General features: G+C 39.4%; 22 protein-coding genes. 9 read left to right on the top strand and 13 right to left on the bottom strand.

Annotation, left to right across the window (positions count from 1 at the left end):
* Positions 1-17: 17 nt before the first annotated feature.
* From FD724_RS18995 to FD724_RS18985, 3 genes are all read left to right on the top strand, one after another.
* Positions 18-566 carry an NUDIX hydrolase gene (locus FD724_RS18995; RefSeq protein WP_179073698.1) on the top strand — a complete coding sequence of 183 codons (549 nt, stop codon included), beginning with the start codon at positions 18-20 and terminating at the stop codon, positions 564-566.
* Between the two features lie 7 nt (positions 567-573).
* Positions 574-1419 carry an ADP-ribosylglycohydrolase family protein gene (locus tag FD724_RS18990; protein ID WP_179073697.1) on the top strand — a complete coding sequence of 282 codons (846 nt, stop codon included), beginning with the start codon at positions 574-576 and terminating at the stop codon, positions 1417-1419.
* A gap of 468 nt (positions 1420-1887) precedes the next feature.
* A complete protein-coding gene (locus tag FD724_RS18985) occupies positions 1888-2691 on the top strand; it encodes a prohibitin family protein (RefSeq protein ID WP_179073696.1) in 804 nt (267 codons plus the stop codon).
* Positions 2692-2798: 107 nt separating this feature from the next.
* Here the strand turns inward: FD724_RS18985 and FD724_RS18980 are convergent, their stop codons facing one another.
* Positions 2799-3260, bottom strand: a complete 462-nt coding sequence (locus FD724_RS18980; RefSeq protein ID WP_179073695.1) for a hypothetical protein — start codon at positions 3258-3260, stop codon at positions 2799-2801.
* A gap of 375 nt (positions 3261-3635) precedes the next feature.
* Here FD724_RS18980 and FD724_RS18975 point away from each other — a divergent pair, with 375 nt between their 5' ends.
* A complete protein-coding gene (locus FD724_RS18975; RefSeq protein WP_245245939.1) occupies positions 3636-3908 on the top strand; it encodes a hypothetical protein in 273 nt (90 codons plus the stop codon).
* A gap of 196 nt (positions 3909-4104) precedes the next feature.
* Here the strand turns inward: FD724_RS18975 and FD724_RS18970 are convergent, their stop codons facing one another.
* Positions 4105-4863: a phosphatase PAP2 family protein gene (locus FD724_RS18970; RefSeq protein WP_179073694.1), complete on the bottom strand. Its 759-nt coding sequence runs from the start codon at positions 4861-4863 to the stop codon at positions 4105-4107.
* Positions 4864-4899: 36 nt separating this feature from the next.
* Positions 4900-6144 (bottom strand): hypothetical protein, encoded by a 1245-nt coding sequence (locus FD724_RS18965; RefSeq protein ID WP_179073693.1) that lies wholly within the window; start codon positions 6142-6144, stop codon positions 4900-4902.
* Between the two features lie 211 nt (positions 6145-6355).
* Here FD724_RS18965 and FD724_RS18960 point away from each other — a divergent pair, with 211 nt between their 5' ends.
* Positions 6356-6610, top strand: a complete 255-nt coding sequence (locus tag FD724_RS18960) for a hypothetical protein (RefSeq protein ID WP_256874314.1) — start codon at positions 6356-6358, stop codon at positions 6608-6610.
* A gap of 68 nt (positions 6611-6678) precedes the next feature.
* Here FD724_RS18960 and FD724_RS18955 read toward each other — a convergent pair whose 3' ends face one another.
* From FD724_RS18955 to FD724_RS18940, 4 genes are all read right to left on the bottom strand, one after another.
* The gene (locus FD724_RS18955) at positions 6679-7413 is read right to left on the bottom strand and encodes a redoxin family protein (RefSeq protein ID WP_179073691.1); all 735 of its coding nucleotides are present in this window, start codon (positions 7411-7413) and stop codon (positions 6679-6681) included.
* A 75-nt stretch (positions 7414-7488) separates the two neighbouring features.
* Complete coding sequence (locus FD724_RS18950) at positions 7489-8418, bottom strand: alpha/beta fold hydrolase (RefSeq protein ID WP_179073690.1); 930 nt, start codon at positions 8416-8418, stop codon at positions 7489-7491.
* 21 nt (positions 8419-8439) lie between these two features.
* Positions 8440-9261 (bottom strand): SDR family oxidoreductase, encoded by an 822-nt coding sequence (locus FD724_RS18945; RefSeq protein WP_179073689.1) that lies wholly within the window; start codon positions 9259-9261, stop codon positions 8440-8442.
* 133 nt (positions 9262-9394) lie between these two features.
* The gene (locus FD724_RS18940; RefSeq protein WP_179073688.1) at positions 9395-9880 is read right to left on the bottom strand and encodes a glutathione peroxidase; all 486 of its coding nucleotides are present in this window, start codon (positions 9878-9880) and stop codon (positions 9395-9397) included.
* Between the two features lie 1174 nt (positions 9881-11054).
* Between FD724_RS18940 and FD724_RS18935 the strand changes: the two genes are divergently transcribed.
* Together FD724_RS18935 and FD724_RS18930 are read left to right on the top strand one after the other, a co-directional pair.
* Positions 11055-12617, top strand: a complete 1563-nt coding sequence (locus tag FD724_RS18935; protein ID WP_179073687.1) for an ammonium transporter — start codon at positions 11055-11057, stop codon at positions 12615-12617.
* Positions 12618-13110: 493 nt separating this feature from the next.
* The gene (locus FD724_RS18930) at positions 13111-13566 is read left to right on the top strand and encodes a DUF2141 domain-containing protein (protein ID WP_114085241.1); all 456 of its coding nucleotides are present in this window, start codon (positions 13111-13113) and stop codon (positions 13564-13566) included.
* A gap of 2 nt (positions 13567-13568) precedes the next feature.
* On the opposite strand, the gene FD724_RS18925 is transcribed toward FD724_RS18930, so the two are convergent.
* The 3 genes from FD724_RS18925 to FD724_RS18915 all read right to left on the bottom strand — a co-directional run bounded on the left by FD724_RS18925 (position 13569) and on the right by FD724_RS18915 (position 18371).
* A complete protein-coding gene (locus tag FD724_RS18925) occupies positions 13569-14717 on the bottom strand; it encodes a peptidoglycan-binding protein (protein WP_179073686.1) in 1149 nt (382 codons plus the stop codon).
* Between the two features lie 133 nt (positions 14718-14850).
* Positions 14851-15912, bottom strand: coding sequence for a DMT family transporter (locus FD724_RS18920; protein ID WP_179073685.1), 1062 nt, complete (start codon positions 15910-15912; stop codon positions 14851-14853).
* Between the two features lie 812 nt (positions 15913-16724).
* Complete coding sequence (locus FD724_RS18915) at positions 16725-18371, bottom strand: Ppx/GppA phosphatase family protein (RefSeq protein WP_179073684.1); 1647 nt, start codon at positions 18369-18371, stop codon at positions 16725-16727.
* Positions 18372-18681: 310 nt separating this feature from the next.
* On the opposite strand from FD724_RS18915, the gene FD724_RS18910 reads away from it, so the two are divergent.
* Both FD724_RS18910 and FD724_RS18905 read left to right on the top strand, forming a co-directional pair.
* Complete coding sequence (locus FD724_RS18910; protein WP_179073683.1) at positions 18682-19563, top strand: 4-hydroxybenzoate solanesyltransferase; 882 nt, start codon at positions 18682-18684, stop codon at positions 19561-19563.
* A gap of 117 nt (positions 19564-19680) precedes the next feature.
* Positions 19681-20448 (top strand): DsbA family protein, encoded by a 768-nt coding sequence (locus FD724_RS18905; RefSeq protein ID WP_179073682.1) that lies wholly within the window; start codon positions 19681-19683, stop codon positions 20446-20448.
* An 891-nt stretch (positions 20449-21339) separates the two neighbouring features.
* Here FD724_RS18905 and FD724_RS18900 read toward each other — a convergent pair.
* The 3 genes from FD724_RS18900 to FD724_RS18890 all read right to left on the bottom strand — a co-directional run bounded on the left by FD724_RS18900 (position 21340) and on the right by FD724_RS18890 (position 22890).
* The gene (locus tag FD724_RS18900) at positions 21340-21792 is read right to left on the bottom strand and encodes a thioesterase family protein (protein WP_179073681.1); all 453 of its coding nucleotides are present in this window, start codon (positions 21790-21792) and stop codon (positions 21340-21342) included.
* 116 nt (positions 21793-21908) lie between these two features.
* Positions 21909-22298 (bottom strand): tautomerase family protein, encoded by a 390-nt coding sequence (locus FD724_RS18895; RefSeq protein ID WP_179073680.1) that lies wholly within the window; start codon positions 22296-22298, stop codon positions 21909-21911.
* A gap of 4 nt (positions 22299-22302) precedes the next feature.
* Entirely contained in the window at positions 22303-22890 is a 588-nt protein-coding gene (locus FD724_RS18890) for a TetR/AcrR family transcriptional regulator (RefSeq protein ID WP_179073679.1), read from the bottom strand.
* Positions 22891-23071 lie beyond the last annotated feature (181 nt).

Genomic DNA, 23071 nt, shown 5'->3' with positions numbered 1-23071 from the left:
GATAATCAGATTTTACTATGCCATTAGGTAGAGAATTACCACAACTGCTAAAACAACGCTTGTTTTATAAAGGACGCAAGTTTGATTTTGAAGTCAATCGCTTGCGTTTGCCTAATAAAGCGGAGGGAGAATGGGAATGTATTCGTCACTCTGGTGGTGCTTTAGCAGTGCCTGTGACACCAGAGGGCAAACTTGTGCTGGTGCGCCAGTATCGTTTTGCGATTCAGGGACGGATATTAGAATTTCCGGCAGGAACTGTGGAAGCAAATGAAGAACCTTTAGAGACAATACAGCGCGAAATCGAAGAAGAAACAGGCTATAGTGCCCAAAAATGGGACAAATTAGGCGAATTTTTCCTAGCGCCTGGTTATTCTGATGAGATTATCTATGCTTTTCTGGCGCGAGATTTGGAAAAGCTAGAGACACCACCAGCACAAGATGGAGACGAGGATATCGAAACTGTGTTTTTGACTCCCGAAGAATTAGAGAAAGCTATTCTGGAAGGAGAGGCGGTAGATGCTAAATCAATTGCTAGCTTTTTTCTGGCGCGTCCGTTTTTAATTTAATACCCTTATGCTGCTAGAGTTAGCAATTGCAGATGCCTACGGTGCAGGCTTTGAATATGCTGATGAGATGATCGTTAACAACGATTTGAGTCGATACGTCGAACATCCCCGTTTTCGACTCATCCCTGGCAGCTACACCGATGACACCCAGATGAGCATTGCCATTGCGGAAGTGATTGTTGCTCAAGCACCGTGGACACCAGAAGTTTTAGCCGATAGTTTTGTTAGAGCTTTTAAACGCGATGATAGAGAAGGTTATTCTCGAAACTTCTACCATTTTCTGCTAGAAATTCAGAATGGGGAAGAATTTTTAACCAAAATTAACCCTGATAGTGATAAAAGCGGGGGTGCAATGCGTTCAGCACCCATTGGCATCTATCCAACACCAGAAAAAGTCATTGAGGCGGCAACAATTCAAGCGGCAATTACCCACAATACAACCGATGGAATCAATGCTGCTGTTGCCGCTGCTTTGATGTCACATTATTTTATCTACCGACTGGGAGCAAAACGCAAATTAGGAGAGTTTCTCCAAGGTTATGTATCTGGGGAATGGGCTAAACCTTGGGAAGGTAAAGTGAAGTCTAAAGGTTGGATGAGTGTCAGAGCCGCGATTACTGCCGTGATGCGAAATGACAGCATGAGCGAACTTTTACAAGATTGTATCGCTTTTACAGGGGATGTGGATACAGTAGCTGCGATCGCTTTAGCTGCCGGTTCTTGTAGCGAAGAAATTACACAAGACATTCCCAATCATCTTGTCACAGGCTTAGAGAATGGAACTTACGGTAGAGATTACCTAATAGACTTGGATAAGCAATTGATGAGTTTGGCAAACAAAAATATTAGCTAAATGTAATACTCGGTTGCAAGCATCGCGTCTCCATCTAGTTCTGGTAAAGATGCTGTCGCCTATAGCCTTCAAAAATTGTCATTGCTGTTTGCGTTGCTTCCTGTCAAATTTCCTCAATGATTATATTCTCCATCCTTGGGCAAGTTTCCTAATTTTTAAGATTGTGAGGCAAACTTACCTTTTCAAATACTACGGTTTTTCGATATCATTACAGTGATTTAGGTAAAAATAAAGCTACATTAGCCTTCACTATCTCCAAGTTTGGGTAGTAAAGTACACATTGGCTGCTTACCTATATACTTGTATGTTGAAAACTAACCTATCATTGAGGAATTTACTACTTATTTTTCACATGTCTAGAGTGATATGAAAATTGACTTAGAGCCAAAGTTATAAGAGCATAACGGCAAGAAGCTTACAACTCCTAAATATGTGTCTCTGTGCCAGACGCATACATGTTTCACACAGATGATAAAAAATAAAACTTTTAACAGTGCAGGTAAATTGACTGCTCTTTTGTTCCTGATAACTCTCTTTCTCACACCTTGTGTGATCGTAAATGCAGGAGAACGGGGTGTATTAATGAAATTTGGCGAAGTGCAAAACCAGATATTAGGAGAAGGACTTCACTTAATTATTCCTGTAGTCAATACTGTGAAAAAGTTGAGTATTCGAGTCCAAAAACAGGAAATTTCGGCTGAAGCTTCTTCCAAAGATTTACAAAATGTTTTCGCCGACGTAGCTCTAAATTGGCATATTATCCCCCAAGAAGCAAATATCATTTTTCAAGAAATTGGAGATGAACAAGCTGTAGTCATGCGAATTATTAACCCAGCCGTTGAAGAAGTATTAAAAGCAGTAATAGCAAAGTATACTGCTGAAGAAATTATTACTAAGCGAGGAGAAGTAAAAGGTGCAGTAGATGATGCGTTGTCTACACGGCTAGGTAACTATCACGTTGCAGTTGATGATATTTCTCTAGTTCATGTCCATTTTTCAGAACGATTTGGTGAGGCGGTAGAAGCGAAGCAGATTGCGGAACAAGAAGCAAAACGAGCAGAGTTTATCGCACTCAGAGCAACAAAAGAGGCTGAAGCAAAAGTTAATTTAGCCAAAGGAGAGGCTGAAGCACATAGATTATTACGTGATGGTTTAACTCCAGAAATCCTACAAAGGCAAGCAATAGAAAAATGGAATGGTAAGCTGCCATTAATTGTAAGCAAGGAGGCTCCAAAGCTATTGAATTTAAGTGAATTTTTAAAATTTGATTAAAATTGATATTCTTTTTCAATGAGTTGCTCTCCACTGAGAGGCTTATATCCCCGACTTATTGAAGAAATCAGGGATATCTTTGTTCTGTAGGAATTTGATTAGCTAAATTAACCGTTGGCAAATAAAATGGGAGAATCGAGAATCTTCAACTGGATCAATAGTACAATCAAGAGGGTATAAGCTGTTGAAGAAATTAGACCCGTGAATAATTCTTTTTTGAGGTTATGCTCTTGAGGTTCTTTTTGAAAAATGTCCTTAGAACCAAATTGCATCAAGAGTATTCCCACAATATTAGAGAGCCAATATCCTATAATTGAACAAGGTAGAAGTAATTTTGGGGAAAGTAAACTACATATATACCCAAAACCATAAGCTATCGGCAGATTGAATAGTAGGTCATTCCACCAACATAGTGGTGACAATAAATATCCTAGTACCAGAAAAAATCCACCTCTGAGTTTTTTGAAAATGTCTTTTTTGAACTCTTCTGGAGTCGATTGTTGCAAATCCTCTAGGGCTTTGTCTCCTGTTACATTTAACTCTTGACTGACGTTTTGGATGCTTTCCATAAAAACCCACTATTCCTATCGACTTAGTGTATTATAGTATGTAAACTAAACCCAAGTCTAGTATAGGAGTGAGAAAAATTTGGCTTTCTGATGCTGAAAGTTTTACAGATAAATAGTTTCAGCAAAATAGTAAAAAATAAAATTTCCGTTTAACTCAGATGTAAATTAATTTTAATTGTTGCACATATAGCAGTCCCAAATCATGCGTGAGAATTTGAGATAATTGTAAAACCCTTGCTATCTCCCCGATACTTTGGGAGATGACGTTATCAGACGATGAATTCTCTTACAAATCATTTAGGATTGTTATAGTAAGGACATAAATTTAGACTAATAATAGCTACAATAAAAATACTGAAGCGTCTTAATAGTAATATGACAGATATAACTCCAAATAGCACATTTTTAATAGCTGGAATTGTTTTTGTAACGATTGCTGTAATTGGGCAGTCTAAATTAGGTTTTATTGAAATTAATCCCGGTTGTTTTGGTAGACTCTTGGCTCTTTTTATCGGTATTTCAAGCCTATTATATGCTTTGGGGTTGCTTAATTTTTCAGGCGCAACTATTGACTTATTGAGAACTTCTTTAACAGAACAAATTAAACAGAGTATAAGTTATATCAATGAGCTTTTGCAAGGATCGTAATAGGTGCGGAAAATTTATTTATGGGTGGATTTTAAAAACTTTTTAGTTACAAGCTTGTCTGAAAATGGTTTAGTTGTAATTTAGGCACTAATTAATCTACTCTAGCTCTTAAAATAAAAAGGGAGAAAGCGGAATCACGTTCTCCCTTTTTAATGGATATTTAAGAGGATATAAATGTCTTTAAGCAGACATAATATCACTCCTCATTTATCAACTTTTCTTCTTCAGGGAGTAAGGTAGTTTCATTCTTGGGGAGTTCGCTATCTACGGATTTGATTTTATTTGTATACGGTTTGATAATTATACTGACACCAATTGCCCAACCTAATGTAACCATCCAACCTGCGAGAATGTCACTGGGAAAATGTACCCCCAGATAGAGACGACACCAGGCAATAGCTATTATGTATAAGCTGCCGGAGATAAGAACCAACCAGCGCCAAGAGCTAGCCCAAGCTAAGGATAGTAAAATTGCTACCAGAGTTATACTCGTCATAGCATGACCACTGGGAAATGCAAAACTAGACTCAGGCGCAATGGACTGCCACAATTGTGGACGCACTCGATGCATTAATTCCTTGGCTGTGCGGTTGATAATCACACTTCCCAGTGAGACGGTGAGCAAATAAGCTAGCGATCGCCAGCGTTTTTGTATTAGTAATATAAGTGCGATCGCACCCAAAATCGGTATCGCCATCCAAGGCAACCCAATGATAGCCAGCGTCACTGCTAAAACATCAAGCTGTGGGTTTGCTGTAGAATGAACTGCTAACAGAATAGGCACATCCCACGGGAAACCTGCTTGATTCTCCCATATCTTCACTGTCAGAATTTCAAAGACCTGCAAAGGTAAATAAACTCCGATCAAGAGGAGTAAGAGCGATCGCCAACGAGCAATCAACAGATTTTTGAGAAAAGAAAGCGGTGACTGACTCTCCTTATTGGCTTTTTCCATAATCTAAGTTAAAAATACCGATTAACTACTCACTGATTACAAATTACTGGTGGAATTTTGAGAAGTTCCACAATGCTTACAGTACGACAAATGTTTATAAGTAAGATTATGACAGTTTTGGCATTCAATGTACTGATAATAGCCACAGTGCGGACAGTAAGTATCAATCTGTCGAATTTTCTTAGCGCAATTGACACAGCGTGATTTTTGGACTCTACTAGCTGCCTGAACTTTAGTATTAAAGACAACTTTTTGGAAAAACTGAATAATTCCAAAACCAATAATTGGAATCAGCAAAATATAAGCATAATTTATCAAGAAAAGCAACCCACCAAAAAAGGTGCTAATGATATTAAATAAAAATTGAAATATTGCACCTATTTGCAGAAATTCAAATATTTTGACAATTAGTGGAATAAAAAATATAACTAGCAAATGCCAGCTAATTAGCGATACAAGTCCATATCCTCTTCTTTGAGCAAATTTGTAAACTGATAAGGCAATGATAATTAGAGGTAGTAGAAAGAGCGACTGAAAAGCAAGCTGGATACTTGGATACCAAAATGATGCCTGCTGATAACCTTTGTCAACTTCACGAAATTGATTGTCATCTTTAAGAAAGGCGATAAAACTAATGCTTTCTGGTTTGGCAAGCAATTCATTTTTAAGAGTAGAAATTTCTTGTTTAAGAAGAGAAATTTGGCGATTATTTTGTTCTAATGTCTGTTTAGCTTTTTCAGCACTTACTTGATTAATTGATTGTTGACGATTCTGACCTGCAATTTTTTCTAAGAGCGTTGAGTCATATTGGGCTTCAATAGTGCTATTGGCTTGTGCAAGGGAACTGATTTTCGCTTGTTTCTGATCAATAGTTCTGATGATTTGCTGCTTTTCAGGATTGTTAAGTTTATCCTTGTAGCTGGCATATTGCAAACACGTTTGAGAAACCTTACCCAGATGTCCTGCTTCAGCCTGTTGATAGTTTTTCTGAAAACTGAGTTGATTATTCTGGTAATCTGGCAATGAAAGTCTCACAATTTCATAGTCTTTATCTTTAGTGGTTTTTGCCCGGTAATTTTGCCACTCTGAATAACATGGATAAGCCTCGGTCGGGCTGATATGCCATCTGCTAATATCATCTAGTCCCGTAAAAACATTCATCAAGATAAAAATATCAATTAAAATAATCACAATCAAACTCACTTTATTCAGTGGTTCGTTGTTGATTGTTCTTGATTTATTAAAAAATTGACTCAAAATTCGGCGGATTCTGGCAAGCATATTAGTTGTGAATAAATGGAAATTCAATTCGAGTCAATTCTATATGAGAAGTAGTAATTAACTGGACAAAAATACATCTATTCATCTGAAGATTTGTTAATTAATGATTTTCACGAAAATATCCCAAAAATCACTGATGATAGTTAGATAAATATTTTACAGAATATAAGATGGCTAATACTTAATTTTAATAAGTATGGGATTGATTGCAGTGCTTCTGATCGTCGGCTTATCACTTTCCTTAATCAAACTGTGGTCATCTCAACCACGGAACAAGGTTTCTAAGCCATACTTCAGTGACCCGAAAAACAGAAAACTGCAAAAACGTTTACTTGTTTTACTTAACGGTGATGCGACAACAGCCGAACGACTACTCAAACAGCAGCGCCAGAGGCATCAAGGTCAATCGGATAAATGGTATTTGGAGAAAGTGATTTATGACTTGGAACGCGATCGCCGTTACTAAACCTCAAAACAGAAGAGCAATCTTTGAATCCGTTGTAGGGACGCACATCTGTACGCCCCTAGTGAAAACTATTTAGCAGCGAAGTAGGCTTCTAATGCCTCAGAACCACCAATTAATTTACCATCGATAAAGACTTGGGGAACTGTTGTCGCCCCTGTAACAGCTCGTAACGAGCGTGTGGTGACATCCTTACCCAAAGTAATTTCTTCGTAGTTAATGCCATGTTCCTTGAGCATTGCTTTAGCACGGGCACAGAAGGGACAACCCACTTTCGCAAACAGAGAAACTACTTCGGGCTTCACTGCTTGGGGGTTGATGTATCTAAGCATTGTTTCAGCATCGGATACCTTAAAGGGATCTCCTGGCTCGTCTGGCTCAATAAACATTTGGTTAATGACACCATCTCTTACCAGCATAGAATAGCGCCACGATCGCTTACCAAAACCCAAGTCTGATTTATCTACCAGCATTCCCATGCCTTCAGTAAATTCACCATTGCCATCAGGAATTAGTGTAACATTTTCTGCTTCTTGATCCTTTGACCATTCGTTCATGACAAAGGCATCATTAACAGAAATACAGATAATGTCATCGACACCATTTTCTTTTAAAATCCCAGCCAACTCGTTGTAACCAGGAAGATGAGTGGATGAACAAGTTGGAGTATAAGCACCTGGTAAAGAGAAGACAACCACTGTTTTATTAGCAAACAATTCATCGGTTGTCACATCCACCCACTGGTTGTCCTTGCGAGTATGAAAAGTGACACTAGGAACTCTTTGTCCTCGGCGATTCGTTACCATGTCTTGCTTCCTCAAGTAATCAATTCCAGTCATAACCTAGCATGGGAGGACTAGTATAATGTAACTATCAATCAGCTAAGAGACTTCGTTGATGAATGGTGCGATCGCTGCTACAAATTCAGCAGTGGATTCATAAGGCAAAACATTACGCCCATTTATTTTTATACCTCTAGCTTGAGGAAAACAGGCGAGGTAGTTAGCCAAGCGCTCGTCTGGCGTTTCTTTTCTATTATTTTGGCTAATACTCGATGCAGTTTCCCCGACAACCGCTAATGTTGGTTGCTGAATCGAGGCAATAAAATTAGTATAATCCTGTCGCCAAAACCCTGCTAAAAAAGAAAACACTGCATGGCGACTAGCAGGATTTTCTGCACCTGCAACTAATGTATTCAACCACTCTGCATCAACAGCACTCTCAGAAGCAAATAGTTGGCGAGTTGAGAAAGAACGTAAAAACTTAGGAGTGCGTGCATAGCGATAAAAAGGAATTCCAAAAGGGGAATCTAACACATTCCAAATAAATTTTTGCTGCCATTCTGGTGGTTTATTTGTCATCAAAGCCCACGTTGGAGGCCCAGCAAGTACAAGTCTGGAAATTAAGTTTGATTCTTTTTGGAGTAATGCGAGTGCAACTGGTAACAATGCCCCTTGTACAACTACAATGACAGGTTGCCGTACTACTGTTTGTAAAAAGTACTGCAACTGTTCTGCCCAATTACTAGGAGTATAAGCCAGATGAGGCATATCACTTTGGCCACATCCTAGTAAATCAGGGTTGTAAATGGAATTACGCTGACCTGAATTATACCATCCATGACAAAATCGCTGCCAAAATTGCCGCGACAATCCGACACCAATAGGATGAATCAACAGTAAGGGAATACCCTCAGATGTTGTGTTAGTTGGTTGATGAATTTCGTAGGCGCAACGATAATTCTGCCAAGTGTAAAATTGGGTAGGAGATGCTGTCAAATTAGTTGTATTAGTCACAGCAGATGGTTGCATAATTCCTAGTTATAATACTTGCTAAAGAATCATCTGTGGATGAATTAACTGGTATCCAGCCTCTTTCAGCTTTTCATTCGATACCCAAGCATTATATGGGCGAGTACTCTTAATAGAAGTATCCCATATAACTTTGGGTAAATTATGTTTTTCAAATAGACTATCTAGCAAGTCTCGGCTGGTAAGATGTGCATCATCTACTAGATTATAAATCCCTTGCAAACGACGGTGACGGGCAAATTCTATTGCAGCAACAATATCATCCAGATGAATCCAATTTGTGATATCCTCGCCGCCAGGACGGTTTGTACCAGAATATCTACTAAATATTTTCAAAAGTTCTCTACCGGGGCCATATATTCCTCCTAAGCGGAAGATACAAACGCGGAGATTTTCGCTAGATGCCGATAATAATATATCTTCTGTTTTGCGGAGAATTTGGGCATTTAAATTAGCGGGTGCAAGTGGTGTTTCTTCATCTACCCATACACCGTTTCTGTCACCATATACTGCATAACTACCTGTATATATTAATTGTTTCACACTCTGAATCTGCTGCAAGCATGAAACTAAGTTTTGGGCAGTTTTTAGATAAGTTTCTTCATAAAAATCTGCACCTTTTGCACCAACACTCAAAAGTACAACATCTTGATTGTGCAAAACTGATTTTAGACTATCTAGGTCATTTCCGCATGTAACGACAACTCTTTGGGATACTGATTGTAGTTTAGAGACACGCTCAGAGGAAGTTGTGGTTGCAGTAACAAAAAAATTCATTGTTTGCTGCCAATATTCAGCAACTTGATAACCAACATAACCACAACCAATAATTGCAACATTCATGACAAATTAAACACAAATAAATTAAACTACTAGTTGAGACACTATTCTCAAATTAAGGAACTGGGCGTAAATAAATTTAACCGTCCAGAGCTAACAGTCAATAGTACAAAAATTTTAACTTAGTGACTAAAGACTATTTTGCTAGTTCTTTTTCAATTATGGCAATTATTTCTGGTGAATTGGGTTGCACACTACTATTAAATCTAGCTATCACTTCACCTTGTTTATTAACTAAAAATTTTTCAAAGTTCCAAGCAATAGTTCCTGTTGGCTCAATGGCTTTGGTAAGTCGCTCATAAAGTGGATGCTGCTGTGAGCCTTTTGCATGGACTTTATCGAATAGTTCAAAGGTAACACCATATTTACTTGTGCAGAATTGCACAATTTCTTCATTGCTTCCTGGTTCCTGCGCTCCAAAATCGTTACAGGGAAACCCCAAAATCTTTAATCCTGCTTCGCCATACTTCTGGTTCAACTTTTCTAACCCCTCGTATTGAGAAGTATAACCGCAGTAGGAAGCCACATTCACAATTAAGAGTACCTTCCCGGTATACTCGTTTAATTGCTTATCGTTGCCGTTGCTCGTCTTAACTGCAATGTCCGAAATTGTGTTGTTCATCTTGAATCTGATTTATAGGGAATATTGCCAAGTTTCCCATATTACAGGTACTCTAAACCCAGTTTGTTGAAGGAAATTAGATTTGTTAATCTTGTTTACCACTACAATTTTGTTTAACTCACGTGAAATAGGGAGTAGTGTACTTCCATTACTTGAAAAGGGCTATCTGTAGCGATCGCCTATAAGTTTATACTTGTAACCCGATTTACTTCTCCTGTAAATAGCTCGACTAATCCGCTATCTCAGAAATATGCGTTATTTTTAATACATTTTTTATTGCAGAGATCAATTATCAATTACAACCAGTAGTCGCTTTAAAGGAGAATTACTGAATCCTCAACGTAGCTTCCAAGGAAGTAACGGATAATTAACGTATTGTATAAAAAATTAATTAAGTTAAGTATTTTCCGATCTAACATCGGAAAATACTTAACTATAAAGGATATAGTTGCTTTATTTGTTGCATCAGAAGCTATTTTGCACAACTTAATCAGAAAATGTATTTTGTGATACAGTTTTTTGGTTACAGTCAATAGACAATCATTCAGATTTATCTATTTAGGCATAAATTTACTCAAGGTCAAACAATAAGTAGTCTCATAATTTCTGTGGAAGAATGCTTATATATTTTTTAATCAGAGTTTTTTGTCCATCCCGAAGCCGATCGCATTGGGATCGATGCTTATAAACACGCCACATCAGTATGGACTGATGTTTATACGATCGAATAAAAAAATCATACTAAGACTTCGGAAATAGGAGCTTTCGAGAGCGAATAGAGCCAAGAATAACGCTTTCAAAAAAATAATCATTGTACGGTAGCTAAAGTAAATTGTCATAGATTATTTACGACTATCTACCCTATTTTTATTGATATTATGTTGATAATTTTAGGGGATTTCTATAGCCATGCCAAATACTTTTTTGGCAATATTTAAAGTTGAAGTAAAGGAAACTTGACTTTTCGAGAAAGGACATAATAATTTCTTAAGAAGACTTCCAAAAAAGATTTACAGATGTGCCAATAGTTTTCTAAACTCCTACTAAGGTTATTTAATTTTCTGGTTGGGAAACAAATGGTCTAAGGAGAAAATATAAAAAACCAGTGGCTTTTACTTCTTCCGTTAGTTTTTTCCTGTTTTTAAGGATGGTTTAGAGGATAATGCTCAAGTTTATGTACAAACAAAAATCGAAAACAAAAAATAGGCGTTTGTCTGCAAGAAATTATGCTGTAAATTCACAGTCTAACTCAAAAGTCAAGCTATTTAATCAAGCCATTAAGCGGCTCTCTCCCAGTTGGCAAGCCTGCTTACCTATAGCTTGTCTGATTGTGTTGGGTTGGGGTTATGCCGCAGTTGCCCAAGCTCCAGCCGCAGGGCCAACAACAGCAGAACTTAAAGTTGCTCTTGATACCCTGTGGGTTGCGATCGCAGCTTTTTTAGTGTTCTTCATGAATGCTGGTTTTTGTATGTTAGAAACCGGCTTCTGTCGTCAGAAAAACGCTGTCAACGTTCTTTCCAAAAACTTGATTGTATTTGCTTTGTCCAGCCTTGCTTTTTGGGTAATCGGTTTTGGCTTAATGTTCGGTGATGGCAATGACTTCATTGGATTGAATGGGTTTTTCTTAGGAGGAACAGATAACAGTCCCGCCACAGGAGAAGCCTATAAAGGCGTTTTCAGTGCCATTAGTTGGACTGGTGTACCCCTAAGTGCCAAGTTTTTATTCCAGCTAGTGTTTGCTGGGACAGCAGCAACAATCGTTTCTGGTGCAGTAGCGGAACGGATTAAGTTTGTTGACTTCCTAATTTTTAGCCTCTTACTTGTAGGTATTCTCTACCCCATTACCGGACACTGGATTTGGGGAACTGGTTGGCTAGCAGACAGAGGCTTTTGGGATTTTGCCGGTTCTACAGTGGTTCACTCCGTAGGTGGTTGGGCAGCTTTGATGGGAGCAGCATTTCTTGGGCCCCGCCTTGGTAGATATCAAGATAGGCAAGTTGTGGCTATGCCTGGTCACAACATGAGTATTGCCACTTTGGGCTGTCTGATTCTATGGTTGGGTTGGTTTGGTTTCAACCCCGGTTCCGTGATGGCTGCCGATCCTAGTGCAATCAGTCACATTGCTGTCACCACTAACATGGCTGGTGCTGCTGGTGGAATTGCTGCTACCATTACAGCTTGGTTCTACTTAGGTAAACCAGACCTGTCAATGATTATCAATGGTATTTTGGCTGGCTTGGTTGGTATTACAGCATCTTGTGCTTACGTAAGTATTCCTGCTTCTTTACTCATTGGCTTGATTGCTGGGGTACTGGTAGTTTTCTCTGTAACATTCTTTGATAAACTTGGCATTGATGACCCAGTGGGAGCTACCTCCGTTCACCTAGTTTGTGGTATCTGGGGAACTCTCGCAGTAGGTCTATGGTCTGTTGGTCCTGGTGTTTATTCCTGGTATGGCGATACACTTGGCCCAGCAAAAGGTTTATTTGCAGGTGGTGGCTTTGGACAGTTCGGTGTTCAGTTGCTGGGCGTTGTCTCAGTAGGTGGTTTCACTGTTTTACTCAGTAGTATTTTTTGGTTGGCACTGAAAGCTACTTTAGGTATCAGAGTATCCAAAGAAGAGGAATTAGAAGGTTTGGATATCGGTGAACACGGTATGGAAGCCTATAGTGGATTTCTCAAAGAAGGAGATGCAACTGGATTTTCTGGAGAAGAAAGTTCAGTTGGGAGACTTTAGGAGAAATATTTATTTCTTTGGTTTAACCTCTGGAATATAGCGGTTCCCAATTGCATGGAATACAGACCTAACCCCCAGCCCCTTCCCTTGAAGGGAAGGGGAGTAAGATTCAAAGCCTCTCTCCTAGTTTGGAGAGAGGTAAAAACTGTACTGCACCCAAGCAAGAACAGCTATATTCCTAATACGAGCTACCAACACAGCATTAGTCTAGGAACCAGCTTTGATTTTTGTATCCCTCACGGGAGCGTAGACATACTAGTTAATAGGCAACAGGCAACATGAAAAAAGGCTTTTCGAATTGCACGGGGTTTTTTCAAAAATCAAATATGAGTCTTATAGATTAAACTGATTCCGTCAAATTCTGTATCCAAGCGGGGAAAAGTAAGGGGTTTTATACCTTGTGCTTTTCCCGCTTTCTACCTTCTTCAATAATTTAGCGATACTATTTCACGAAATGCCTGATTGAAAACTTATTTTATTCTGTGAAGATTTTATGGTTAGAGAATTGAGAGTTGGTATGCTGCTATTGGCAATTGTGGGAAATATGGCATGGTCGTTGAGTGCCAAGGCAAATTTTAACGGTAAACTTACCCTAGAAATTGATGGTTTAAAGAATAAAGAAGGACAAGTCTGTACCAGTATATTTGCTAGTAGTGAAGGATTTCCTAGCGATCGCGATCGCGGCTTACAAAAGCAGTGTACCAAGATTACTGACACTCCCTTATCCATTACCTTTGAGAACTTGAAAGCAGGTAATTATGCCGTTGCTGTCTTCCACGATCAAAATAATGACCGCATTCTCAACAGTAATGTTTTTGGTATACCAAAAGAAGGCTTTGGATTTTCCAGAAATCCAGAAATTCGCACAGGTGCGCCCAAATTTGGCGAAGCAGCATTTTTAGTGGCAGGCCCAAACACTAATATCCAAATTCAGTTGAAATATTTTTAGGCTTATTCTCGTGCATCGTTGTGTGAATCTTCTGGTAAACCTTGTTGTTCCGGTAAGCCACGCATTCGATTCATCTGAGTTAAAGCATATCGTGCTGTTGCTTGTACTTCGGCATCTGGGTCTTCTAATGCATGGCGCAACATCTGACTCATTTGACCCATTATGTCATAAATGCGCGTCAAGTCTCGGATCGCATTTTGCCGTACTTGGGGACTTTCATCTTGCATTGAAATTGCTAAACCCCGGTTCATCGGTTTGAGTGTGCGGATACCAATTTCTGCCAAAGCTGCCAAAATTAAGCTGCTTTCTTGAGAATCAGCATCAATCATTAGGTCAACCATTGGCTGAATTGCCCGCGAATCTCCCTGCTGACCCAAATCCCAAATAGCCTTGCGTCGCTTCGTTGGGTCAGAACTGCGTAAGTCTTGAATTAATTCGTCAACGATATTGAGTTTAGCAAGCCGGGAAGTTTTTTCTGGTACTAGTAATTGTGTGGGTAGCGGCGGCGTAGCTTTTTCTGGACTAGTTACAATCTCTGGTGGGGGTGGTATCATCGTTTTTTTGTTAGCTTCACTCAATCTTTTAGTATCTAATATTTCGGACTTTTGCACTTGTTTAATCTGACGAAACCACCTCATCAGGTAAATAAGTGCGCCAATACTTCCTAGAACTCCAATGGCAAATATAAACCACCAGATGAAACCTTTCTCCGGTGGCTGGGGTTTTGCAATCGGTTTGGGAGTTGGATTAGGAAAAGTGACTATTGGAGATGGAGAGGTGACAATCTGATTTTTGGCAACTAAAGCTGCTAGCAGCCTCCTCCTAGTTGTTAGACCAGCAAGTCCATCTACTTTTAAACCCTTTGCTTTCTGGAATTTAGCTACAGCGATTTCTGTACTAGCGTTGTACTGTCCATCTACCACGCCATTGTAGTATCCCAACTGTTTTAATTGGGTTTGTAATCTCTGCACATCTGATTTTTGACTACCATATCTCAATACAGCCGGACTAGCGGTAACTGTCGAACTAGCTTGTGCCAGTTCTAAAATTTCAGGCGCTAGGTTAGGAGTGGCTGTACTTGCACGATTTGGGTAAAAACCCACGCAAGAAAAACAGGTAAATATCAGAATAGAGGAACGGCATAGCCTCATATTGAAAGTTTCAGCCTGAACGTGCTTTTGAAGTCTTCGATACCACAATACCTTCTAGATGACAAAATGTTAACTGTCATTGGGCATTGGGTGTTGTCTCTAATCACCCTCACCTATACTTAACAAGTTAGGGTTAAATTTCTGGTTCAGATTTTCTAACTGCTAGGCTTACAGGGTTCAATTTTTTAACAGATGAATCTAAAACTGGTTGCTGTATATTAGCTATTTCGCCGACAGTAAGTGTGTCGTTTTGCGCTCCTAAAGCATCACGTTGGTTAATGAGATAGATGCTAATTAAAGTGAGGAAAACACCTACCCACTGCACCGGACTAAGGACTTCTGAGAGAAAGAGATTGCCGAATAGTAGGGCAAAGACGGGCGTAAGGAAGGTAAGAGAACTAAGACTAGTGAGACTGCCACTAGAGGCAAAGTAGAAGAATAACCCGTAGGCGATCGCACTGCCAAAGACAGTAGCATAACTCAAAGCCACTAAATCAGATCCTCCCAGATTTTCCCACTGCTGAGATTCGACAACTGATGAAATTCCCCATAATGGCAATCCACCTAAAATCATGTGCCATCCCGTAGCGGTTACTGGGTCAGCATACCGACATACAAACCGAATCAACACTGTTCCCACAGCCATTGATAAGGCTGCCAATAGCATCAACCATTCACCGCTAGCAAACAAGTCTTGCCAGTTGCCAATTGTGATATTTGCGCCTGAGTCGAGAATATGTAAAATCCACTCATCAGGTAAGCCAATTAAACTAATGCCTGTGACTCCCAAACCTAACCCCAGCCATCCCCAAAAACCAATGTGTTCTTGGAATAGCCACAACGACATTAATGCTACTGCCAAGGGTTGCGAGTCAATCATCACAGACCCTAACCCCGCACTGGTTCTGACTAATCCCTCAGCCAAAAAGCCTTGAAATAAAGTCCCATCTATGAGGGCAAATAAGGCAATCCACAGCCATGCAGCCCAACCCTTGGGCTGGGGTTTACCCATGAATGCTGCTGCAATCAAAATTAACATCCCTGCTGGTATCAGGCGCACTCCCGCCATGAATAGCGGTGTGGTGTGTGGTATCACTCCTTTCATGGCTACCATTGCCGTCCCCCATAGGAAAAAGGGCGCAATTAACAAAAGAGGGGCGAAGGGAAGTCGAGATGCACTGAGTTTCAGTTGCATGGGTTTGCTGATGCCTTTGTTTAACAAGCACAAAAATTGCTTTACCCAATTTTACCGAATTATGTAGTTTTGCGATCGCTTCTGGCGGGTGCTTGACAACATCGTGTAGCGTCTCAATGAGCAGGGAAGAATACTCAGGTGTAGCTCAAGTTACAGGAGGTTGAATATGTTTTTCAGTAGACGGATAGTTTGAAAAAGCTTTATTAGTTAACAAACGCAAATGCTTAAAATTAGGCACTTTTGCAAAAAGTTCAGCATTTTTACTTCTTTTTTTATATCTGTATCTAGCCAGTTCCTCAAACTTTGACCACATGAGCAACGGACTTGCTTCTCTGCGCGTGAAGCGGTTCAATGCAGAAAAACAAGCAGTCTCAACTGCTTTCTTGAGATTTTATATTATAGAAGGATACCTAAGTTTTCCCGGCTTAGGTATCCGATAGCAACATAACCTATTAAATAGATTGTTAACTATATTCTAATTACTAATTTTAATTTTTAAATGCTTCTTAGGACACTTTATAAATTGCTCCTTAAGTAGGATGCCAAAATTAGAAATAAGGTTTATTTTAATTCTGAAATCATCTTTATCAAAACAGAATTCAGGAGTTAGGAGTCAGTGTTCATTCAGGATTTTAACCGAAAAAGCGGATAGCGTTGAGTAAAACCTGCAAAGAAGCAAACTACGAGGAGCATCCTGTCGAGAGTATATTTATTCTGACTGCTGAATTCTTCTTTAACTGCAAAATCTTGTTTTGTAACAGGTGCGTTACACTGCGTTAACGCACCCTACTTTCTCAAAGAATTGAGCAACCTTAAATTTTTCTAAAAGGTTTTTCTAAACTTGCTACTAATTTAACTCCAAATTCTTCCTCAAACACTCCTTTTTTATAATCTAAACTCCAAAGTTCTAAAGCACAGTCATCATCAGCTTGAGATGGAAAAATCAGCAGGTTTACCTGTCGAAGTTGTTGATAATACTCACATTGTACTTGAGATATCGCCCCAATTTGTCGTCTATCTAATGCCACCGCTAATCGGAGAATTGCACTCAATTGACTAACCATTTGGCACTGCTCTTTAGTCAGCAAACTCTGGTAAATCTCATGTTTTTTCTTGGGCGGCGATTTGCGATGATAACGTGCTAAGTTGGCTATGATTTCAATCTCAGTTTCTGTATAACCAAGTAATTCACCATTGCGAATTAGATAGTAAGAGTGCTTGTGGTGAGACGAATGACTGACATAATGACCGCAATTGTGTAATATTGCAGCGGCCCATAGCAGTTGTCGCTCGTCAGATCCCCAGTGATGTAACGTACCTTGAGTTTGATCAAATAAACTCTTGGCAAATTTGGCGACGCGATCGCTATACTCTAAGTTAACGTGGTATTTATTAGCGATTTTTAAAACATTCCGTTCTCGAACTGAACTTTGGTAACGCAGCTTATCTTCAATTAAGCCGTGGCCTAACATCCAGTCTACGATTACGCCTTCCCGCAGAGAACGCTCACAAATTGCGATCGATTCACTGCCCAAAAGGGTCATCGCTTCCTGTAATATTACTGCACCAGCCAGTATAACTTCAGACCGCTTATCTGGCATTCCCGGAATCGCAGACTTTTCGGAATTACTCAGTTTCCGCAAGCGATTTACCAACTCTCGCAAGTCTTTAAGACTAAACTGATAGCCATTGAGAGTGGAAGGAATAACACCTGACTTTTCTCGTGCATGAATCATCGCCAGGGTTTCAATCGTGCCAGATGTACCCACCAAACGGGGAGATTCCCCAAACTGAAAATTTGCTAATACCTCATCCACGGAACGTTCTAACATACCGCGTGTATAGGATTGCAAATACACAAACTCTGCGTTGCTGATGGGATCGGTAGTGATTAACTCGCTAGTGAGTCGCACTGCACCAACTTTGGTACTGGTGAGAGTGCGAGGTTCGTGACTATCGCCCAAAATTAATTCTGTGGAACCACCGCCAATATCAATAATGGTATGGGGTTGGTTGTGAAATTCCATGCCCGAAAGCACGCCAAGGTAGATTCGTCGCGCTTCTTCTTGACCAGAAATCAAGTCAACGCTTAAACCCAATTCCTTTTCTACTCTGTGCAAAAAATCTTTACCATTGGGGGCTTCGCGCACGGCACTAGTCGCCACAGCAATGATTGTTTCAGCATTGATGGTTTTGGCAACTTCTTGAAAGCGTCCTAAAGCAGCGATCGCCTTTTTAATGATCTCTGGTTTGAGTTCTCCAGTGGTAAGATTGCGATCGCCAAGTCTCACAGTTTCTTTTTCTCTGGCGATAATGCTAAAGGCTGGTAGCGTCGGGTCAATTTTGACTACTACCATGTGTAGAGAATTTGTTCCCAGGTCAATGGCAGCAATAATCCGATGTTGGTTAGGTGGTTGAGTTGCAGAACTCTCCCAGCTAGCCGAAACTAAATTCTGCATCTACTTTTCTCTCTTTATAAGAAATGATGGCAAACGGTGGTATGTCGGGGTAGCTGGCACTGATATTTATTGCAACGCACTTACTCAAACTGAATGCTGAGTAAATTAAAAAATACTCAGCACTCGCAACTCAGTTTCGTCGAGGGCAACTGAGCTAAGTATATTCACCCTAATGCGTCTAACGCTAGCGACTATTAAAAGATATTTAAAGTTGCCATTTTGGGTGATGTTTTTACAAATAACAAATAACGTTATTCTATAGATGTAAAGATGTGTGAACTCATCTATCTAAAGTTATTTGTTGATTTCTATGTTAACGATGCCAGAACGCCCCCAGTTACCAGTTTGGCTTGTAATTATCCGGCTTTTACGCTGGCATAAACCAGAAGGACGGTTAATTTTAATGATTCCTGCTCTTTGGGCAGTGTTTTTAGCAGCCTCTGGGAAACCGCCTTTACCTCTGGTTGGTGTAATTATATTGGGTACTCTGGCCACGAGTGCGGCGGGATGTGTTGTCAATGATTTATGGGATCGGGATATCGATCCAGAAGTGGAGAGAACACGCGATCGCCCCCTCGCTTCTCGCGCTTTGTCTGTGAAAGTTGGGATTGTAGTTGCGATCGTATCGCTAGCATGTGCAGCTATCCTGGCCCTTTACCTTAACCCCCTAAGTTTCTGGTTATGTGTGGCAGCAGTGCCCGTAATTGTCCTTTATCCAGGCGCAAAGCGAGTGTTTCCTGTACCGCAACTGGTACTTTCCATTGCCTGGGGTTTTGGGGTGTTGATTAGCTGGAGTGCAGTTACTCAAACCATCACTTTACCAACTTGGTTACTTTGGGGCGCGACTGTACTGTGGACATTGGGATTTGATACAGTTTATGCCATGAGCGACAAGGAAGACGATCGCCGCATTGGTGTTAATTCAAGCGCCCTATTCTTTGGGAATTATGCCCCTGTAGCGATCGGAATTTTCTTTGCTGGCACAATCTTGTTATTGGCTTGGTTAGGTTTGCTCATAAATCTGCACTTACCCTTTTGGATTAGCCTTGCAGTTGCTACTATGGGATGGGTTTGGCAATCTCTGCGATTAAGACAGCGAGATTTACCTAATTCTATTTATGGTAAGATGTTCCGGCAAAACGTGTGGATTGGTTTTATTTTACTTGTTGGGATGATCGCTGGATCTTTTTAATCAGTAAAAAGGGAATTTTCATAACTTTGATTATGGGATTTTTCCTTGAAGCGTACTTTGAAGCCGAAGCAACTGCGCGTCTATAAAAGTTAGACAAAAATATTTATGAGTTTTTCTATGAGTAAATTATTTGATTTGTTTAGTCCATTAATTGAGTATATGCGTACTTGGGCAGCAATAAGTCTGCTCTGTTTCGTTGTCACCTGGTCATTTCCTGCACAAGCTGCTAGCCGGATTGATCCGCAATTAGAGCAGCAAGTCTTACAAATTATCCGCGAACATCCACAGGCAATTATTGAATCTGTTCAAGCTTATCAGCAGCAGCAACAACAAAAACTCAAGCAAGCACAGCAAACATTTTTACAAGATTTAAAGACGAATCCTCAAACAGTAATTGGTGAGTCTCCCACCACAGGTTCAACTCAATCAAAAACTGTGCTGATAGAATTTTCCGATTTTCAATGTCCCTACTGTGCCGAGGCGCATAAAACATTGAAACAATTGTTAGCAAAGTATCCAGATAAAGTAAAATTAGTTTACAAGAATTTACCCCTAATTTCAATTCATGCTGAAGCATTACCATCTGCGACAGCAGCTTGGGCAGCATATCAACAGGGCAAATTTTGGGAATATCATGATGCGCTATTTACTAATCAAAAGCAATTAGGTGAGACGTTATATTTAGATATTGCTAAAAAACTGAATCTAGATTTAGGTAAATTTAAACGCGATCTTACTCTTGCTACTCCCGCAATTACAAAAGATATCCAATTAGCAGAGAAGTTGGGTGTTTCTGGCACACCTTTCTTTATCATTAATAGTCCAACTTTTTCAGGAGTTCCACAGCTAGCGGATATCGAAAATATATTGACTGGTGCTAAGTAAATGAGTGTGTTTGAAAATAACCTGTCACTGTTTAAGTGGCTAAAATAGTGCATTAAACGTAGGTTGGGTGAAGCGGAGCGCAACCCAACATATATCAGAATGTTGGGTTACGCAAAGCCTCCACCCAACCTACGTTTAATGCAACTAAGTAAATGAGTTTGTTTGAAAATAACCTGTCACTGTTTAAGTAACTAAGTTACGACTTACGCAAAACTACACACGGTAGGGGCAATTCATGAATTGCCCCTACCTGAGAATCAGGGTTTTGACTATTGTGTCCTAATAAGTGTAAATAAATTCAAGTTTGTAGTAATGGCTGTAGTCCTGATAAACCTTTCTATGAATGATTCATTGCTTACTACAAACTAGGATTTTATTATATTTTTAATTATGATGCTGATAAATATCAATAAGCTTGATCAAGATATAAGACTCATATTTGATTTTTGAAAAAACCCCGTACAACTCAAAAAGCCTTCTTTCCTCTTGCCTTCTTGCCTATTGCCTACCCACGTAAGTATAGTTACGCCACGCTGTGCGAACAAAAATCAAAGCAGATTAATATATACTGTGTAAGGATTGTATCTCCATAGTATTTGTTTAGATAGATACTTTTTTATTTAACAATAAAGTGCATCTTTAGTTAGAGGTTTCATACAACAGTTTAGTGATGTACTTGAGGCAAGTGTAAGGAGTAGCTGATGAGGAGTGATGAGAAGAAATTTTCTTCATTCCTCATGTTCTTAAAGATATGGTAACTTAAAGCTTCCTTGAAGATTAGGGAAGTCAGAAAACCTGCTGTGCCTAGACTCACCTTAAAAAGGCTTCCTCTAGTTCCCTTCTTTTTAAGGAAGGTTAGGGAGGATAAAGTCTTAACCCAAAGATATTACTTTATGATGAATAGTCTTTCAGATTTCCTTTTTGATGCTCTAAATATTTATTCTTTAATTCCTCTGGAATAGGAATAGGACGACTATTTTGTAAACTGACAAAAGCACCCTTTTGACTAGCTACTGCTGCTAACTCATTATTAGATAAAATTTCAGCTTGTACAGTCCACTTCAATCGTCCTAAATTACTTAGCCATAAACGTCCAATTACTTGGTCAATAATTTTTATCGGGCGTTTATATTCAATTTCAGTTCCAGCTAGAACAGGTGCATATCCTTGATCAATTTGTTGATTGAGGTGCCAATGTTCATCTAAAAACTTTAAACGTAAATCCTCTAACCATCTGACATATACAATATTGCTTACGATTCCCATAAAGTCAATGTCGTATGTTCTTACAGGAATTTCTAATACTACTTCTAATGGTCTGTGCAAACTGTTATTTACTAGCATTATTTCTCTTGATATTTTGAAATCGATCGGTCTGTAGAATTAGAAAAAATTTTACTTTTTTCAACTATGGGTAATTATTAATTGCCTAATAACCCATTAAATACAATACAATAATTTCAAACTTCTATTTTGTAGTTTAAGGTTAACTCGTCGCCAGGCAAACCTCTGATACCCCAGTTCGATTTGGACGTTTCAAAAATTGTGATTTCAATATCGTATATAGGAATATTGAATTTTTCATTGATATTTTTAATCAGTAGGCGGATCAAATCTTTTTTTGTTTCCACTGAGCGCCCCTCAAACATACTAATTTCGATAACCAGATAATTGTTTGTTCTATCAGATGGATAGTAAAAATCTGATATATCCAGTGGGAAAAAACGGTGAAATCTTTTGTCAGGGGCAATCTGTAAAACCTCTATGAGGGAGGTATGGATTACATTTGATAGCTCCGTTTTAATAGGATTTAATTTGTATGCTAAAGAATATACCTTGATTTGTACCATACATTTAAAGGTGAGTTTCCAAATATTGATTCAGGTGATTAATTATCCTGTGCATGTGAATTGAATCTCCATAAAGCTTACTCATCATTATGGCCCCTTCCAGCGTTGCAATTATGACGGTGGCAATTTCATCAGCATTTACTTCAGAGCGAATTTCACCCTTGGCAATTCCCGTTTCAATAATTCGACGAATTAGATGCAGCCAAGAGTTCATCGCCTGTTGAGCGCGTTCCCGCAACGCCGGATGAGCATCATCGCTTTCCACAGCAGTATTCAGCAGTGGACACCCTCCTTTGATAGGTGGATTTTCTGCGAAGCTACTAAATATCCCAATGATTGCTTGCAGGCGTTCTACTGCATGGCGTTTGCTTCGCAATGCTAATCTAGTATGCTGTTTAATGCGAGCGATCGCAAAATCAAAAGCCTGTAATGCGAGATCGTCTTTGCTTTGAAAGTGGTTGTAAATTCCTCCTTTCTGCAATCCAGTAACACGCATGATGTCTGACATTGATGAACCTGCATACCCCTGTTGGTTAAACAGTTCGGCTGCTTGATGGAGAATTCTACTTTTTGTTTCTTCGCCTTTGGACATTACAGCGATTTATTAGAGTAGGGAGTCGTATAGTTTATTGAATTAAAAATTACAGACTAAATGGTCTGTTTATTCTCATCATTATACATACTTGTGAGTCAAGTATTTTTTTTCGTCCAGATAACGCAGACTTCACCCGGTTATAAACGCCGTTAGTTTTGATACTACCTCCACTCTAAGT

The sequence above is a fragment of the Nostoc sp. C057 genome (assembly GCF_013393925.1).
Lineage (GTDB): Bacteria > Cyanobacteriota > Cyanobacteriia > Cyanobacteriales > Nostocaceae > Nostoc > Nostoc muscorum_A.
The sequence above is the reverse complement of the archived record's forward strand: the minus strand, read 5'-3'. Positions and strand labels throughout refer to the sequence as shown.

Excerpts from the sequence above, each read along its gene's own strand:
- FD724_RS18995 (WP_179073698.1), top strand. The coding sequence starts at position 18 with ATGCCATTAGGTAGAGAATTACCACAACTGCTAAAACAACGCTTGTTT.
- FD724_RS18990 (WP_179073697.1), top strand. The coding sequence starts at position 574 with ATGCTGCTAGAGTTAGCAATTGCAGATGCCTACGGTGCAGGCTTTGAA.
- FD724_RS18985 (WP_179073696.1), top strand. The coding sequence starts at position 1,888 with ATGATAAAAAATAAAACTTTTAACAGTGCAGGTAAATTGACTGCTCTT.
- FD724_RS18980 (WP_179073695.1), bottom strand. The coding sequence starts at position 3,260 with ATGGAAAGCATCCAAAACGTCAGTCAAGAGTTAAATGTAACAGGAGAC.
- FD724_RS18975 (WP_245245939.1), top strand. The coding sequence starts at position 3,636 with ATGACAGATATAACTCCAAATAGCACATTTTTAATAGCTGGAATTGTT.
- FD724_RS18970 (WP_179073694.1), bottom strand. The coding sequence starts at position 4,863 with ATGGAAAAAGCCAATAAGGAGAGTCAGTCACCGCTTTCTTTTCTCAAA.
- FD724_RS18965 (WP_179073693.1), bottom strand. The coding sequence starts at position 6,144 with ATGCTTGCCAGAATCCGCCGAATTTTGAGTCAATTTTTTAATAAATCA.
- FD724_RS18955 (WP_179073691.1), bottom strand. The coding sequence starts at position 7,413 with ATGGTAACGAATCGCCGAGGACAAAGAGTTCCTAGTGTCACTTTTCAT.
- FD724_RS18950 (WP_179073690.1), bottom strand. The coding sequence starts at position 8,418 with ATGCAACCATCTGCTGTGACTAATACAACTAATTTGACAGCATCTCCT.
- FD724_RS18945 (WP_179073689.1), bottom strand. The coding sequence starts at position 9,261 with ATGAATGTTGCAATTATTGGTTGTGGTTATGTTGGTTATCAAGTTGCT.
- FD724_RS18940 (WP_179073688.1), bottom strand. The coding sequence starts at position 9,880 with ATGAACAACACAATTTCGGACATTGCAGTTAAGACGAGCAACGGCAAC.
- FD724_RS18935 (WP_179073687.1), top strand. The coding sequence starts at position 11,055 with ATGTACAAACAAAAATCGAAAACAAAAAATAGGCGTTTGTCTGCAAGA.
- FD724_RS18930 (WP_114085241.1), top strand. The coding sequence starts at position 13,111 with ATGGTTAGAGAATTGAGAGTTGGTATGCTGCTATTGGCAATTGTGGGA.
- FD724_RS18925 (WP_179073686.1), bottom strand. The coding sequence starts at position 14,717 with ATGAGGCTATGCCGTTCCTCTATTCTGATATTTACCTGTTTTTCTTGC.
- FD724_RS18920 (WP_179073685.1), bottom strand. The coding sequence starts at position 15,912 with ATGCAACTGAAACTCAGTGCATCTCGACTTCCCTTCGCCCCTCTTTTG.
- FD724_RS18915 (WP_179073684.1), bottom strand. The coding sequence starts at position 18,371 with ATGCAGAATTTAGTTTCGGCTAGCTGGGAGAGTTCTGCAACTCAACCA.
- FD724_RS18910 (WP_179073683.1), top strand. The coding sequence starts at position 18,682 with ATGTTAACGATGCCAGAACGCCCCCAGTTACCAGTTTGGCTTGTAATT.
- FD724_RS18905 (WP_179073682.1), top strand. The coding sequence starts at position 19,681 with ATGAGTAAATTATTTGATTTGTTTAGTCCATTAATTGAGTATATGCGT.
- FD724_RS18900 (WP_179073681.1), bottom strand. The coding sequence starts at position 21,792 with ATGCTAGTAAATAACAGTTTGCACAGACCATTAGAAGTAGTATTAGAA.
- FD724_RS18895 (WP_179073680.1), bottom strand. The coding sequence starts at position 22,298 with ATGGTACAAATCAAGGTATATTCTTTAGCATACAAATTAAATCCTATT.
- FD724_RS18890 (WP_179073679.1), bottom strand. The coding sequence starts at position 22,890 with ATGTCCAAAGGCGAAGAAACAAAAAGTAGAATTCTCCATCAAGCAGCC.